Annotated in this window: 13 protein-coding genes; 9 read left to right on the top strand and 4 right to left on the bottom strand. The window is 57.4% G+C overall.

What is annotated here, in order from left to right; all coding sequences use genetic code 11:
- The first annotated feature begins 86 nt into the window (after positions 1-86).
- Genes BLV11_RS13535 through BLV11_RS13495 form a run of 9 tightly spaced genes read left to right on the top strand, consistent with a single transcriptional unit; the run spans position 87 to position 8,554 of the window.
- Positions 87-674: a D-sedoheptulose-7-phosphate isomerase gene (locus BLV11_RS13535; RefSeq protein WP_091815374.1), complete on the top strand. Its 588-nt coding sequence runs from the start codon at positions 87-89 to the stop codon at positions 672-674.
- Complete coding sequence (gene hldE, locus BLV11_RS13530; RefSeq protein ID WP_091815372.1) at positions 671-2,116, top strand: bifunctional D-glycero-beta-D-manno-heptose-7-phosphate kinase/D-glycero-beta-D-manno-heptose 1-phosphate adenylyltransferase HldE; 1,446 nt, start codon at positions 671-673, stop codon at positions 2,114-2,116. The genes BLV11_RS13535 and hldE overlap by 4 nt, the downstream gene beginning before the upstream one ends.
- Position 2,117: 1 nt before the next feature.
- Positions 2,118-3,161, top strand: coding sequence for a glycosyltransferase family 9 protein (locus BLV11_RS13525; protein WP_091815369.1), 1,044 nt, complete (start codon positions 2,118-2,120; stop codon positions 3,159-3,161).
- A complete protein-coding gene (gmhB, locus tag BLV11_RS13520; RefSeq protein ID WP_091815366.1) occupies positions 3,158-3,706 on the top strand; it encodes a D-glycero-beta-D-manno-heptose 1,7-bisphosphate 7-phosphatase in 549 nt (182 codons plus the stop codon). The genes BLV11_RS13525 and gmhB overlap by 4 nt, the downstream gene beginning before the upstream one ends.
- A 24-nt stretch (positions 3,707-3,730) precedes the next feature.
- Positions 3,731-4,114, top strand: a complete 384-nt coding sequence (locus BLV11_RS13515; RefSeq protein WP_091815362.1) for an HAD family hydrolase — start codon at positions 3,731-3,733, stop codon at positions 4,112-4,114.
- Positions 4,105-5,706, top strand: a complete 1,602-nt coding sequence (locus BLV11_RS13510; protein WP_091815359.1) for a phosphotransferase — start codon at positions 4,105-4,107, stop codon at positions 5,704-5,706. The genes BLV11_RS13515 and BLV11_RS13510 overlap by 10 nt, the downstream gene beginning before the upstream one ends.
- Positions 5,703-6,437 (top strand): glycosyltransferase family 2 protein, encoded by a 735-nt coding sequence (locus BLV11_RS13505; protein ID WP_091815355.1) that lies wholly within the window; start codon positions 5,703-5,705, stop codon positions 6,435-6,437. Before BLV11_RS13510 ends, BLV11_RS13505 begins: the two co-directional genes overlap by 4 nt.
- Positions 6,438-6,446: 9 nt before the next feature.
- Positions 6,447-7,568, top strand: coding sequence for a glycosyltransferase (locus BLV11_RS13500; protein WP_091815352.1), 1,122 nt, complete (start codon positions 6,447-6,449; stop codon positions 7,566-7,568).
- A 5-nt stretch (positions 7,569-7,573) separates the two neighbouring features.
- Positions 7,574-8,554 carry a WavE lipopolysaccharide synthesis family protein gene (locus tag BLV11_RS13495; protein WP_091815348.1) on the top strand — a complete coding sequence of 327 codons (981 nt, stop codon included), beginning with the start codon at positions 7,574-7,576 and terminating at the stop codon, positions 8,552-8,554.
- Here the strand turns inward: BLV11_RS13495 and BLV11_RS13490 are convergent.
- The 4 genes from BLV11_RS13490 to glnE form a co-directional block, all read right to left on the bottom strand.
- Positions 8,541-9,788, bottom strand: coding sequence for an O-antigen ligase family protein (locus tag BLV11_RS13490; RefSeq protein ID WP_091815345.1), 1,248 nt, complete (start codon positions 9,786-9,788; stop codon positions 8,541-8,543). The two genes, BLV11_RS13495 and BLV11_RS13490, sit on opposite strands and share 14 nt — an antisense overlap.
- A 71-nt stretch (positions 9,789-9,859) precedes the next feature.
- A complete protein-coding gene (locus tag BLV11_RS13485; RefSeq protein WP_091815342.1) occupies positions 9,860-10,573 on the bottom strand; it encodes a 3-deoxy-D-manno-octulosonic acid kinase in 714 nt (237 codons plus the stop codon).
- A 143-nt stretch (positions 10,574-10,716) separates the two neighbouring features.
- On the bottom strand, positions 10,717-11,643 hold the full coding sequence (locus BLV11_RS13480) for a branched-chain amino acid transaminase (protein WP_091815339.1): 927 nt from the start codon (positions 11,641-11,643) through the stop codon (positions 10,717-10,719).
- A gap of 101 nt (positions 11,644-11,744) precedes the next feature.
- On the bottom strand, positions 11,745-14,651 hold the full coding sequence (gene glnE, locus BLV11_RS13475) for a bifunctional [glutamate--ammonia ligase]-adenylyl-L-tyrosine phosphorylase/[glutamate--ammonia-ligase] adenylyltransferase (protein ID WP_091815335.1): 2,907 nt from the start codon (positions 14,649-14,651) through the stop codon (positions 11,745-11,747).
- Positions 14,652-14,736: the final 85 nt, after the last annotated feature.

The raw sequence follows: 14,736 nt of genomic DNA, 5'->3' as shown, positions 1-14,736 counted from the left end.
GCACCATGGTACACTTTCGGCTTTGATCCGATACCCATTTGTTCTGGCCAGCGAACATTCAGGCCCGTCCCGAACCGGAGGCACCCATGTCCCAGGAAAGCAGTTTTCTCGCCGCGCTGGAGCGGCACCGTGCAACCTTCGCCATTCTGGATCAATATCAGGGCGAAGCGGAGCAGCTGCTTGAGTTAACCCGCCAAAGCCTGAGCAAAGGCGGCAAGGTCATCTTCCTGGGGAATGGCGGCAGCGCGGCCGATGCCCAGCACCTGGCCGCCGAGTTCATGGTCCGCTACAAGGCCGAGCGCGGCCCCCTGGCCTCCATTGCCCTGACCACTGACACCTCCATTCTGACCGCTCACCCCAACGACTATGAGTTTGAATCGGTGTTTGAGCGTCAGGTCCAGGGACTTGGCAAGGCGGAAGATCTGGTGATTGGCCTGACCACGTCCGGCCAGAGCGAAAACGTCAACCGGGCACTGGCCGCTGCCAATGAGCTCGGTGCCAGCACGGTTGCCCTGACGGGCCGCGATGGTGGCAGGGTCAAAGATATCGCAAAACTGAGCATCATTATCGCCTGCGATGAAACAGCCCGTATCCAGGAAGCCCACATGTTCATCGGCCACTGGCTGTGCGAGGCCGTTGACCAGGTAGTGGTGAGCGGAGGACTGCAGGCATGATCGACCCGGCACGAATGGATCAGCTGCAGAATGCCTCCGTGCTGGTGGTGGGCGATGTCATGCTCGACCGCTACTTCATGGGGGATACCCAACGCATTTCCCCGGAAGCCCCCGTGCCTGTGGTCAAGGTGGCTCATACCGAAGACCGCGCTGGCGGAGCCGCCAACGTCGCCCGTAATATCGCGCACCTGGATGGGCAAGCCACCCTCCTGGGGCTGATTGGCCAGGATACCGAAGGCGAACTGCTCGGCGACATCCTGTCCCGGGAGAAGGTTCGCTCCGAGCTGATGCCACGACCGGATATCCGCACCATCTCCAAATCCCGCATTATTTCGCGGCACCAGCAGATGGTTCGGCTGGATATGGAAGAGGCGTTTGGCCCTGAACATGCCGACGCGCTGAGACAACGCTTCGAGAAACTGGTCGGCGACTATGACACAGTCATCGTCAGTGACTACGCCAAGGGAACCCTGGGAGCCGTAGGCGGCATTATTACCGCGGCCCGTGCGGCCGGTAAACGGGTGCTGGTCGACCCGAAAAGCAAGGATTTTTCAATTTACCGGGGCGCCACCATCATCACCCCCAACCTGACCGAGTTCCGCGCAGCCGGCGGCGACGACAGTTCCGACGAAAGCATGCTGGCATCCGCCCGCGCCATGCTGTCCTCCTGCGGCATCGAGAACATGCTGCTGACCCGCAGCGAACATGGCATGAGCCTGATCACCCCAGACGAACATCACCACTTCCCGGCTGAAGTGCTGGAGGTCAGCGATGTCACCGGCGCCGGTGATACCGTGATCGCTACCCTCGGCACCATGATCAGCGCCGGCTATAACCTGCCCGATGCCGCCTGGCTCGCCAACCTCGCGGCCGGCATTGTGGTTGGCAAACTCGGTGCTGCTACCGTGTCTCCGGAAGAACTGGCGGCCCGCGCCAGCCATGTCTGGTCCTCCAAGATCGCCGGCTACCACCCGACCGTGGAGCAAAGCCTTCTGCACATCGACTATGCCCGCGAGCAAGGCGAGCGCATTGTATTCACCAACGGTTGCTTCGACATTCTCCACGCCGGACACGTACGCTATCTGGCCCAGGCACGCGCCCTCGGTGACCGTCTGGTGGTGGGACTGAACAGTGATGCCTCAGTCCGCCGACTGAAAGGTGAGGAACGCCCCGTCAACTGCCTGGAGGATCGCATGGAAGTCCTGGCGGCCCTCGCCTGCGTTGACTGGGTACTCCCCTTTGGCGACAACGCCGACGAACACGACACCCCGGAACAGCTGATCAAGCGCGTTCGTCCCCAGGTATTGGCCAAGGGCGGTGATTACACCGTGGACACCATCGTCGGTTCAGATTTCGTTCAGCAATCCGGCGGTGAAGTCGCCGTGATTCCCTTGCTGGAAGGCCGCTCAACCACTGGACTGATTACCCGGGTAAGAGGCTGACTTGAGCACACTCAATTCCATCTGTGTGCTCCGGCTTTCCGCCATTGGTGATACCTGCAATGCGGTGGCAGCGGTACAGGCAATTCAGCGTCAGCACCCGCAAGCCAGCATCACGTGGGTGATTGGCAAAGCCGAAGCTGCGTTGCTACAGGGCCTGCCCGGCATCGAGTTCGTGGTTTTCAACAAGAAGGATGGCCTGGCGGCCTTCCGCACGCTGCGCCGGCACATGGCTGGTCGCCGATTTGATGTGCTGCTGCAGATGCAGGTGGCTCTGCGTGCCAACCTCGCCAGCCTTTGCATACCAGCCAAGCGCCGGATTGGCTACGACAAGGCTCGCAGCAAGGAACTGCACAGCCTGTTCATCAATGAACGCATCCAGCCCGCCAGCCGCCCCCATGTGCTGGATACCTTCCTGCAGTTTGCCGCCGCTCTGGGGGCCCCCCTGGCACCTCCGGCCTGGGATATTCCGGTGGCCGACGAGGATCAACGCTGGGCCCGGGATCAGCTCGCGCCAAACACCCGCGGCCACCTGGTGATCGTTCCCGCCGCCTCGGCGCGGGAACGCAACTGGCATCCCGAACGCTACGCCACCGTGGCAGACCATGCTGCACAAAATGGCTTCTCGGTGTATCTCTGTGGCGGCCCCACGGAACTGGAACTGACGCTGGCCAGCGACATCATGGGCAGCTGCAACCATCCGCCAATTAATCTGGTCGGCCAATCGAGCCTCAAACAGCTGTTTGCCCTATTGCGGGCCGCTGACCTGGTGCTGGCCCCGGATACCGGGCCGGCGCATATGGCGGTTGCCGCCGGCACACCGGTTATTGGCCTCTATGCCCACAGCAACCCTGCCCGGACCGGCCCCTACAGCTGGCAAAACTATGTGGTGGATGCGTATTCGCGCCTTATTGAGCAACACCACGGCAAACCCGCCGATCAGCTACCCTGGGGCCAGCGCCTGAAGGGCCACGAACTGATGGAGCACATCAGCAAAGAACAGGTCTGCACCATGTTCGACCGCGTAGTCACGGAGCAATCACTATGAATACCAAGGCCGTTTTCCTCGACCGGGATGGCGTGATCAACGTCGACCACGGCTATGTCCACAAACCGGAAGACTTCGAGTTTGTCGACGGTATTTTCGAGGCCTGCCGCCACTTCCAGTCGCTGGGTTACCTGCTGATTGTAGTCACCAACCAGTCCGGCATCGCCCGGGGCATGTACAGTGAGCAGCAGTTCCAGGACCTGACCGAATGGATGGTCGGCCGCTTCCGCGACGAAGGCGTGGAAATCAGCCGGGTCTACCACTGCCCTCACCATCCCGACTATGGCACCGAGCAGGAGCGACATTGCCACTGCCGAAAGCCCGCTCCGGGGATGATTGAGCAGGGACTGGAAGCGTTTGCACTGACACCCGAGCATTGCGTCATGGTTGGTGACAAGCGCAGCGACATGGAAGCTGCCCGCGCTGCCGGTCTCGGCCGCAAGATTCTGGTAAAATCCGGCCAGACACTGAATCCGGCCGACCTGGAACTGGCCGATGAGGTCTGGCACTCAGCCGCCGAAGCCGTGCAACAGGCTCACCACTAACCTAACGTTCGATGCGGGAACACCGTGAAGAAACTTGTCGTAGACCTTGATGGAACCATCACCCTGGCCAATACATCGGATTACCCGAATGTACTGCCAAACATCGAGCTCATTGAAAAACTCAGGGAATACAAATCCTTGGGCTTTGAAATCATTATCCAGACGGCGCGCAACATGCGCACCTTCGAAGGAAATGTCGGCAAGATCAACGTGCACACGCTGCCCGTGATCACAGAATGGCTGAAGCGGCACAACGTTCCCTACGATGAAATTCTCGTTGGTAAACCCTGGTGCGGGTTTGACGGTTTCTACGTGGATGACCGGGCAATCCGGCCGTCTGAATTTACCCGTCTTACCCCCGAAGAAATTGAAGAATTGATTGAGCAGGAAAAGCATTCATGTTCCTGATCATGTCTGCGGACTATATCAGCCCGGAACTGCGGTCCGAATTTGGCGGTCTGCCACCAAGTTTCCTGCCACTGGGTAATCGACGACTGTTTCAGCACCAGGTCAAATCAGCCCCCGGACAAAGTCAGGTTTACCTGTCCCTGCCGGAGTCATTCACCGTCGGAGACCGGGACCGGCTTTGGCTGGAGCGGCACAGCGTTACCCTGCTGAGCATACCCGACGGTCTGAGTCTGGGCGCTTCGCTGGTGGCAGCATTGAACCTGGCTGACTCCGCACACGATTCGCCCTTGCACGTATTGTTCGGAGATACCCTGATTACCCCCCTACCCCCGGGTGACAACATCGTTGCCACTGCCCAGGTTGAGGATAACTACAACTGGGCTGTCGTGACTGATGACGATGATAACTGGCTCGTCAGCAGCAACGATGCTCTGGCTTTTCAGGATCACAGTGTGGTGACCGGGTATTTCAAGTTCAGCAATCCCCGGCAATTGATTCGCTGCATCACCCAATGCAACTGGAACTTCCTGCAGGGGCTCGCCCGTTACCGCAATGCGGTTGGACTGAGTACCGTCAAGGTCAGCAACTGGCTGGACTTTGGCCACGCCAACAGTTACTACCACTCCAAATCCACCTTCACCACTCAACGCATGTTCAATGAGTTGAGAATCACCCCGGGCTGGATCGAGAAATCCAGCGAAAACGACCGTAAGATTGAAGGTGAAGCCCGGTGGTTTGAAAGCCTGCCACCCATGATGCGACAGTACACTCCCCAATATCTTGGCAGCCCGGACAAAGGCGGTCATTCCTTTACCTATCGCCTGGAATACCTGCACCACACAGCGCTGAATGAGCTGTATGTGTTCGCAGATATCCCTCCCCTGTTGTGGCGCAAGATTCTTCAGAAGTGTCTGACCTTTCTGGGGGACTGTCGGTCCTATCCGGCACCGGAGGGGCAGCCATCCACCTCGCTGGCAGATCTCTTCAACACCAAGACCGGTGAGCGCCTGAACACGTTTTGCCAGGAACGCGGTATCAGCAAGGATAAGGTCTGGCACTATGGACCGGATTCCGCCCCCTCCCTGGCACTGTCCATTGCCGACCTCGAGCGGGAAAGCGGCTGTCGCCTCCCCTCCGTCGCGACCCAGCACTGCCTGATGCACGGAGACTTCTGCTTCAGCAACATTCTGTATGACTTCCGTACCAACCGGATCAAGGTGATAGACCCCAGAGGGATCACCCTGGATGGTGAGCTCAGCAGTTACGGTGACACCCGTTATGACTTGGCCAAGCTGAGCCATTCCATCCTCGGGCTCTATGACTGGATTATTGCCGGCTATCACACGACCACCATCAGCGGCGACCGGATCAGGATTGAGCTCCCCGATCACAAGCGGCAGCGCGACGTGCAGCAACACTTTCTGGAAATGGTCGAAGAACAGTTTTCACTGACGCCGGTTGAGCTGTACGCCATGCAAATCCAGCTGTTCCTGTCGATGCTACCGCTGCATGCCGATGACCCCGACCGGCAGGATGCCCTGCTGGCAAATGCCTTCCGGCTCTACGAATTGATGATAAGGCACCAACAATGATCGTTATCCCCATGGCGGGCCTCAGCTCCCGCTTTTTCAAGGCGGGCTTCGACAAGCCAAAGTACATGCTCGACGCCCATGGCAAAACCCTGTTCGAGCATTCTGTTGCCAGCTTTGAACACTACTTCCAATCCCAGCCTTTCATGTTCATCGTCCGGGACATTTTCGATACGCCGGCGTTTGTTGATCAGCAGTGCCAACAGATGGGAATTACCGATTACGAGATCGTTGTCCTGGATCAGGAAACCCGGGGGCAGGCCGAAACGGTCTACCTGGCACTGAAAAAGGCCGATACCTGTGAGGGGCCGGTTACCATCTTCAATATCGACACCTTCCGCCCCGGCTTCCGCTTTCCGGAGCCTGAACATGTTGGTGACGGCTTTCTCGATGTCTTTGAAGGGTCTGGTGACAACTGGTCATTTGCACGCCCCGCCGGGGATGGCAGTCTCAGAGTGCTCGAAACCGCGGAAAAACAGCCAATATCGAACCTTTGCAGCACCGGCCTGTATCACTTCTCCGATGTGAACGACTTTCTGCTGAGTTACGAGCACTACCTCAGCAAGCCTACAGATCAGTGGGCGAAAGGTGAGCTCTACGTGGCCCCCCTTTATAATCAGCTCATTGAAATGGGGCGATCCATTTTCTATCACCTGATTCCCCGTGAAGACGTTATATTCTGTGGCACGCCGGATGAATACCGGGATTTCCAGAATTCATTCATCAGCAAATAGCGAATCCGCATGAAAATCGCCTTTATTCTGGGTGGATCGACTTACGAACAATCGCTCTATCGGGTAACGCTGGATGTTGCCAATGAGCTCCGGCGCCGGCGTGTAGACGTTGACTGTATTTTTTGGGAAGACCCTGGCCCCTTACAAGGCAATGACAAATTCCTTCCCATTTTTGGCCTTTGCAAAGACCACCGCGCCAGCAAACTGTTCTCCAAGCTTTTTACTGCGATTTTTGGCAAGCATGGATACTACTATCTGTTCAGTAAGCTTTTCTCGAGGCAGTTGAAGCAGTCTCTGCAATCAGCTGACTACAATGCGGTGTTCTACCATGGGCAAAGTTGCATTCCGATGCATGCCGGTATCGGCCGCAACTACGTCATTGTGCATAGCTGCAAATATGAGAATTTCATCAGCCGTCACCGCGGTCTGAAAAAGCCGTTTTATCGTTGGCTGTACCGAAAGATCTACAGTGGCAAAAAATTGCTAACGGTATCGGACGATGTCGCCAGCGACATGGTGCAAAAAATCGGCGCTCGCCCTCAGAGCATTAAAACCATACACAATGGCTTTGATTTCGAACGCCTGCGACAGGAAATGAGCCAACCAGCACCGGCAGGGCTGCCCGACAGCTATCTAATGGCCGCCGGCCGGCCGGATCGCACAAAGCGCTTCGATGTCCTGTTAAGGGCTTACGCAAAAACCCGCAAAGATTATCCTCTGGTGATATTTGGTGATGGGAAGTTATTGGGCAAACTGAAAACGCTGGCGGACCAACTCAGCATTTCGGAACATGTGATCTTTGCCGGTTTTTGCCCAGATATTCTACCCGCGTTCAGCCATGCCAAACTGTATGTATCCAGCTCTGATGTTGAAGGCTTACCGACTGTGATCGTAGAAAGCCTGGTCGCTGGAACCCCTGTGGTCGCCACTGATGCGGGTGGCTCCAACGAACTTCTCAACGGAGAACTGAGCCGCTGGATCGTCCCACGTGGCGATATCGACGCCCTCGCAAAGGCCATTGACGACATCCTGTTGGCCCCCCCGGTTGTCAGTAAAGAGAACGTCAGGTTCCTCGACTACCGACTGATTGCGGACCAATACCAACGCTATGCTGAACAGATCAACGAGTGACATCCATGACACGCTTTGAGGACATTACCGTAGTGGTGCAGGGGCCGGTCCAGACGTTTCAGGACCGTGAGCAGGAAGCAGGTATTACCCAGAAATGCCTTGAATCCGTCCGGACGTACCTGCCCGGCGCAACAGTCATTCTATCGACATGGCCTGATCAGGAACTGGACGGCCTGGACTATGACGAACTTGTCATTTCACCAGACCCTGGCCCCAACATCCGGAACTTTCATAAAGATGGCAGTCCCCAGTACTACAATAACAACCGCCAGATCGTATCAACCCTGGCGGGCCTGAAGCAGGTCAAGACACCTTATGCCATCAAGCTGCGTAGCGACAACTTTCTTACCGGCAACGCCTTTGTTGCTCTGCAACAGCAGTTTCCGGAGCGGGGCGAGTCACTTCGTTTTCTCAGGGAACGGGTAGTCGTCAGCAACGTATTTACCCGTCGCTATGCCAAAGGCTTTCAGGTGGCTTTCCACCTGAGTGATTTTTTCTACTATGGATTGACCGAAGACCTTCTCAGAATCTGGGATCTTCAACTGCTGGAAGACCTGCCCCTTTCACAGGCTGCCAGCAACCGTGGCGGTCCAGGCGGTTTCCCTATTGATTGCACCCAGATGTTCTGGCTTCGCACCCTCAACAAAGTATACCCGGACATCAGGCTGACAGGCCTGCTGGACAATCGTCCTGAGGTACTTGCACAGTCCGACCAGTGCTACGCCAACAACCTGGTCATCGGTTCTCCTGAAGACATAGGGCTGGGCCTGTGCCAGAAGTTTTCTGGCAACGCCCGTATCGCACGAACCAAGGGGAAATGCGCACAGTGGCAGTTCTTTGAATGGAAGGACCTCTACCGCAGGTATTGCCAGCCGGATTACCGCCCCGATGTAACCGCCCTGCACCGGCTGAAACTGTTCCTGACCCGGCTGATCCATGTATTCCCGACACGACTGGAAACCAGCGTCAGGCTCAGGAAAGGGTGATTACGCCGGATCGGTCTCCCCTCTCCTTACGATCAGCGACAGCACCAATCGCGATCGTCAGGGTCAGAAACAGAAAGATCGTTTCCGCATGCACCAGGGGGACGTCGGTCAGGGCAGCCGTCGCAAACATCAGAGTAATAACCAGCCCCCCATAACGCCGCCAGTCACCACTCGGTGATGCCCATGCCAATCTGACCGTTGCCAGCAGTAATAACAGCAGCGCGACCAAGCCCAGCACACCTTTCTTGACCAGGGCATCGACGTACTGATTGTGGAAGTGGTTCGCACCGAAACGGTAGAGGCCTACCTCAATCTTTCCTTCTTCATAGAGCTGCTCAAGCGCCTCTCGATAGTCACTGCCATGACCGATCACAGGTGCATCAGCCACCAGATGCTGGGCCGAGAGCCACAGCTGCAGCCTTACCCCGATCGACCCGCCATAGTTGCCATCCACAATCGACTCATATTCATTCATGGTCTGCTGGATCCGGCCCTCCATCATGGAGCCTGCAAAGACTGCCAACCCGGAAACCAACAGCAGGCTCACCACCAGCGAACGGGAGACTTTCCCTCTATGCGTCAGCAGGTAATGTACGGCAAACACCCCACAGACAATGATAATGAAGGGGATAATGACGCCCCGGGTTCGCGTCATCATTACGGTTACCGCAGTCGCCAGGCCAGCCAAGGTAAACACCACCCGCTGCCAGGCAGGAACCCTGCCGAACACGGCCAACGCCAGGCACACCAGCGACAGCGCACCCACCGCCGTTGCATAGGGAATCGGATTGATAAACCCATGTACCCGAAAAACCCCATGGGAGTACTGGTAATAGCCGTGCACTGCGAATCCAATCGCCGAAATCACAAGAACCGCAAGCAGAGACATCCGCGGCACACGGACACCCCGAAATACTGTCAAATAGAGCGCGGCAGCCAGAAAGGCCCTCAATTCGGACCAGCTACTCCCCTTCAGGGCATACACCAACCCTCCGGTAAGCACTACGCCCCACAGACCAAACAACAAGGGCCTCTGCTTGTCCAAAAGCTCCTTTTCACGTTCGAAGCGGCCACCCAACAAGGGGTAAAACAACAGTGAAAACAGGGTTAACCCCGGCACGTACTTTGCCCCTTCAGGAATCCACCACATCAACGTGAGGACATAGATCATGGGTAACAGGGCAAGCAGGCAGCGGGCCTCGTAAAGAATCCGCTTCCCTTGAGAAGTTTCCATTACAGCCTCAACAGTCTGTTTTGATTAGTAGAAAGGCAAGTCAACATCGAATCATTTCAGAGAGATGTGAATCAGGCTTGGTGGTACCCCGCCAACAGCGATGACCACCGGCTGTTCAGTTCGGAGTTATCGGCACCGATAACCTTGACGACGGATCGCTTGAGGCGCTCCAGATTAGCCCGCTTCCAGGCCACCTCGGGCTCCGAAGCCGGGACACGCCGACCTTTGTCAAAGTCGATAACGTAGATGTTCTCTTCGCTGATAAGAATATTGAAACAGTTAAGGTCGGCATGATTGACGTTCCGCTCATGGAAGCGCCGTATCACCGCCCCCACGTCACGCCAGCGGGATAACGGTAGCGTTTCCAGCAGGTCCCCCATGGGCACCGTACCCGGTAAGCGTTTCATCAGGATGGCACAGGAGTAATACAGCCCCCAACGACGATTGCAGACAGCAGCAATGGGCTCGGGAACGGGTAGACCTTCACCGTACATCTGTTCCAGCAACTCAAGCTCCTGAAATGAACGTACGCGACTGCCCCCGGTATAGAGGTAATGGTGCGACAGGACCCGGGCGATCAGGCCACCGCGGAGATAATGCCGCAGAACCCACGGCCCGTCAGGAGAGTCTATAAACCAGGCACTACCACGACCGCCACTGCTGACGGGCATTATTGACGGCTGCCAGAACTCCGGAGAAAACCAACCCGGCTGGAATTGCCCGCGGTAACGGGAACAAACCAGGTACCGCCCAGAGTCTTCCGGAACTGAAACGATCTCGGCCACCCATGCCCCTCGGAGATATCGCTACGTTAGCTCGCCTAGAGCGCCTCTGGAATGAAACACGCCGGGCATCGATCTGCCCGGCTATTCCTGACAGGTGAAGCCTTGATGGACTCACCCATACGAGAAACAGAAAGTCTCTGGCGTCACCCCTTCACCAGCGTCAGCCAATCCTTGTTGGCTTCACGCTTGCCTTTTACCGCATCGAAATACATTGTCTGCAGTTTTTCAGTCAGCGGGCCGCGCTTGCCTGCGCCGATGGTACGGCCATCGAGTTCGCGGATCGGCAGAACCTCGGCGGCGGTACCGGTGAAGAAAGCTTCGTCGGCGATGTAGACCTCATCACGGGTGATTCGGCGCTCACGCACCGGTACACCCAGCTCTTTGCAGAACTCGATGATGGTCTGGCGGGTGATCCCTTCCAGGCAAGAAGTCAGTTCTGGGGTATGCAGCACACCATCCCGCAGGATGAAGATGTTTTCCCCCGAACCTTCAGCCACATAACCTTCGTTATCCAGCAACAGTGCCTCTTCGCAACCACTGGCAATGGCCTCGTTCAGGGCCAGCATGGAGTTGATGTAGTTGCCGTTGGCCTTCGCCTTACACATGGTGATGTTCACATGATGGCGGGTATAGGACGATGTACGGACCTTGATTCCCTGCTCTCGGGCTTCAGGCGACATGTAGGACGGCCAACTCCAGGCGGCAACCATGACGTGCACCTGCAGGTTATCGGCACGCAGCCCCATACCTTCAGAACCGAGGAACACCATCGGACGGAGATAGGCTTCGTCGAGATTATTCTCACGCACAGCCGCACACTGGGCCTGATTCAGCTCATCTTTGCTGAACGGCATTTTCATATTCAGGATGTGTGCGGAGCGGAACAGGCGATCGGTGTGTTCCTGCAGACGGAAAATCGCAGCACCCTGGTCGGTGTTGTAGGCACGCACGCCCTCAAAACAACCGAGTCCGTAGTGGAGAGTGTGGGTGAGGACGTGGGTTTTGGCTTCACGCCAGGGAACCATTTCACCGTCCAGCCAGATCAGACCATCGCGATCCGCCATCGACATTATGTGTGCTCCTAAAAAGGCAAATTCGGGAAAACAGGCATTCTAGCAGGAAAAATCTCCGGTACGAAGCGGCCCGTTACAGCGTCCGACAGTGAGCCGGCTCAGCCTTCCATCACGCGTTTCCACACCGACTGGATGTACTTTCGCTCTTCAGGAAAGGCTCCGCCTTCAACCTGGCTGTTCATTTTCTGCAGGGCTCGCCGGTGAATCGTTGAGCGCAGGGTTATGTAGGCTTCCCGCAACTGCTCGGTGTCTTCGACCGGCAACACACCGGCCCTCCCCAACTCCTCCAACTGGCGAATGTTGTCAGACCAGCGGGTCAGTTCCGGGTGATTGGCGCTGTGGGCGAGCATCAGATACTGCACCATGAACTCAATGTCCACGATACCCCCCCTGTCGTGCTTGATATGAAACACCGCCGGCGGTTCGCCGGCCGATATCGGAGTACCAAGGTTAACCCTCATCTTCTCCCGCATATCCACCACTTCTGAGCGGAGCTTTTCCTGATCCCTGCGCTGGCAGAGGATATCGTGACGCACCGCTTCAAATGCAGCCAGAGCATCACTGTCTCCGGCAACGCCCCTCGCCCGGGCCAGGGCCTGATGTTCCCAGGTCCAGGCATCGTTATGCTGATAACGGTCAAATGCGGTCAGGGTGCTGACCAACAGCCCGGAATTGCCCGACGGTCGCAACCGCATATCCACCTCATACAGCAACCCGGAGGGCGTCTGGGTACTGAGGATATGAACAATCCGTTGACCAAGACGGGTGTAGAACACCGAGTTATCGATCTCGCGCTCACCATCGGTCGACTGGTCCGGATCGCCATTATGGATGAACACCAGATCCAGGTCTGAGGTATAACCCAACTCAATGCCGCCCAGCTTTCCGTAGCCGATCACCGCGAAGTCGGTGTCGCTGACCGTGCCATCCGCCCGGCGCGGATGGCCATGACGGCTGACCAGATTGGCAAACGCCACCTCCACCACGTGATCCAGCACCACTTCGGCAATCCAGGTCAGGTAGTCGCTGACTTTCATCAACGGCAGGGTTCCGCGAAGTTCGGAGGCAGCCACCCGCAGCACGTGAGCCTTCTTGAAGTGGCGCAAGGATTCCATCTGCTCTTCCAGGTCATCGTAGGAAATCCGCAGCATCTGCTGACGCAGATCGTCCTGAAGTTCGCTCTTCGACGGTGGGTGGTAGAGGCTCTCAGCATTCAGCAGCTCATCCAGTAGCAGCGGAGTCTCTGCCAGCTGACTGGCAATCCACGGGCTTTCACTGCACAGGCGAATAAGCTGCCCACAGGCGCCCGGGTTTTCCAGCAATAACACCAGGTACGCCGTCCGGCGCAGCACCGCCTCCACCAGCTGTAACACCCGGGCCAGGGTCTCGGAAGGGTTGTCAACCCGGGTCACGCCTTCCAGCAGCACCGGCATGAACTGATTCAGCCGCTGCCGCCCCTGGCTCTGCATGGTCTGGCAGGAGCGACCGTTACGAAGGTCCGCGAGCGCCTTCAGGCTCGCCTCTGACGATTCGTAACCGTGGCTCTGCAACCATTGCAGAGCTTGCTGTTCATCCAGCTCACCGAGCCACAACGCGGCCCAGCCCTCGTCAAGCTCATCCTTGGTGCCGTCATCGTCATCCACAGTAATGATGTCAGCAAAATGCCGCGCAACCTTGCTGCGATGCTCATCCAGCGTGGCCTTGAACGTAACCCAGTCCGGGAAACCCATGGTCAGGGCAACCCGCGCCTGATCCAGCGGCGCATCCGGCAACAACTGGGTCTGCTTGTCAGCAATGCCCTGCAAGGCATGTTCAAGGTTACGAAGGAAGACATAGGCCTCTCGCAGTTCAGCAACCACCGAGGGTGGCAGCAACTCCAGCTCCTCCAGCACGGTCAGGATCACCTGCAGTTCCCGCTGCTGAAGCTCCCGGTCTCGGCCCCCCCGGATCAACTGGAAAGCCTGCACCACAAACTCGATTTCGCGGATCCCACCTGCGCCCAGCTTGATGTCATTCTCCAGGCCCTTGCGACGCACCTCGCGATTGATCATCGCCTTCAGATTTCGCAGGGACTCAAAGGCACTGAAATCAATGTAGCGGCGATAAACAAATGGCCGCAGGCTGCGCATCAGCACTTCGCCCATCCGCTGATCGCCGGCCACCACCCGCGCTTTCACCATGGCGTAGCGTTCCCATTCCCGGCCCTGATCCTGGTAATAGGTTTCCAGAGCGGAGAAGCTCAGCGCCAGTGCACCGCTCTGACCGTATGGCCTCAGGCGCATATCCACCCGGAAGACAAAGCCGTCGGCATTGATCTGGTCGAGGGCCTGAATCAACCGCTGACCAAGACGGATGAAAAATTGCTGGTTATCGAGAGAACGACGCCCGCCCTGGGTTTCGCCATGGCTGGGGAAGGCGAAGATCAGGTCAATGTCGGAGGAGACATTCAGCTCCCGCCCCCCCAATTTCCCCATACCCAGCACCACCATCGGCTGGGCGATGGTTTCACCGGTTTCGGGGTCTGTTCCATAGGGTGTTCCCAACTGCTGGCAACACTCAGCATACAACCAGTCCAGTGCAGCCTGGATACAGGTGTCAGCAAAGGCGCTGGTGGCCGCCACCGTCTCGGCGAGATCGGCCCAGTTCATCAAATCCCGCCAGATGATGCGGAACTGGCTCTCCTTGCGGAATCGGCGCAGGGCACGCTGAAGGGAACCTTCGTCGGTCACGACTGACAGGTAGTCCTGCCATCGCTCCTGAAGGAATTCCGGCGAGGTCTCTTCACTGAACGGCTGCGCCTGCCAGGCAGCTGCCACCAGATCAGGGTCCTGCTCCACCACCTGACGAAGGAAAGTACTGCGGGCAAAGGCTTGCGCCAGATCTGCTTCCGACACGCCAGATTCCCGGCCGACCCATCCCGGAAGCCCTGACGAAAATACCGTCGGCCAGGCTTCAGCCACTTCATCAGCCAGCGGCTGAGGCAATCCTTCCCATGGCTCGGCCATAATGCAAACCCCTGTTTGTCTGTTATATTCCCCTTGAGCGTTCATACTTTATAACGATCCGCCAAGCAACAAAACCACTGCCGCG

It is taken from the genome of Marinobacter mobilis (assembly GCF_900106945.1).
GTDB lineage: Bacteria > Pseudomonadota > Gammaproteobacteria > Pseudomonadales > Oleiphilaceae > Marinobacter > Marinobacter mobilis.
The sequence above is the reverse complement of the archived record's forward strand: the minus strand, read 5'-3'. Positions and strand labels throughout refer to the sequence as shown.

What these genes read in the sequence shown, in the direction of transcription:
- glnE (WP_091815335.1), bottom strand. Translation starts at nt 14,651, where the DNA reads ATGGCCGAGCCATGGGAAGGATTGCCTCAGCCGCTGGCTGATGAAGTG.
- BLV11_RS13500 (WP_091815352.1), top strand. Translation starts at nt 6,447, where the DNA reads ATGAAAATCGCCTTTATTCTGGGTGGATCGACTTACGAACAATCGCTC.
- BLV11_RS13505 (WP_091815355.1), top strand. Translation starts at nt 5,703, where the DNA reads ATGATCGTTATCCCCATGGCGGGCCTCAGCTCCCGCTTTTTCAAGGCG.
- BLV11_RS13535 (WP_091815374.1), top strand. Translation starts at nt 87, where the DNA reads ATGTCCCAGGAAAGCAGTTTTCTCGCCGCGCTGGAGCGGCACCGTGCA.
- hldE (WP_091815372.1), top strand. Translation starts at nt 671, where the DNA reads ATGATCGACCCGGCACGAATGGATCAGCTGCAGAATGCCTCCGTGCTG.
- BLV11_RS13490 (WP_091815345.1), bottom strand. Translation starts at nt 9,788, where the DNA reads ATGGAAACTTCTCAAGGGAAGCGGATTCTTTACGAGGCCCGCTGCCTG.
- BLV11_RS13510 (WP_091815359.1), top strand. Translation starts at nt 4,105, where the DNA reads ATGTTCCTGATCATGTCTGCGGACTATATCAGCCCGGAACTGCGGTCC.
- gmhB (WP_091815366.1), top strand. Translation starts at nt 3,158, where the DNA reads ATGAATACCAAGGCCGTTTTCCTCGACCGGGATGGCGTGATCAACGTC.
- BLV11_RS13495 (WP_091815348.1), top strand. Translation starts at nt 7,574, where the DNA reads ATGACACGCTTTGAGGACATTACCGTAGTGGTGCAGGGGCCGGTCCAG.
- BLV11_RS13480 (WP_091815339.1), bottom strand. Translation starts at nt 11,643, where the DNA reads ATGTCGATGGCGGATCGCGATGGTCTGATCTGGCTGGACGGTGAAATG.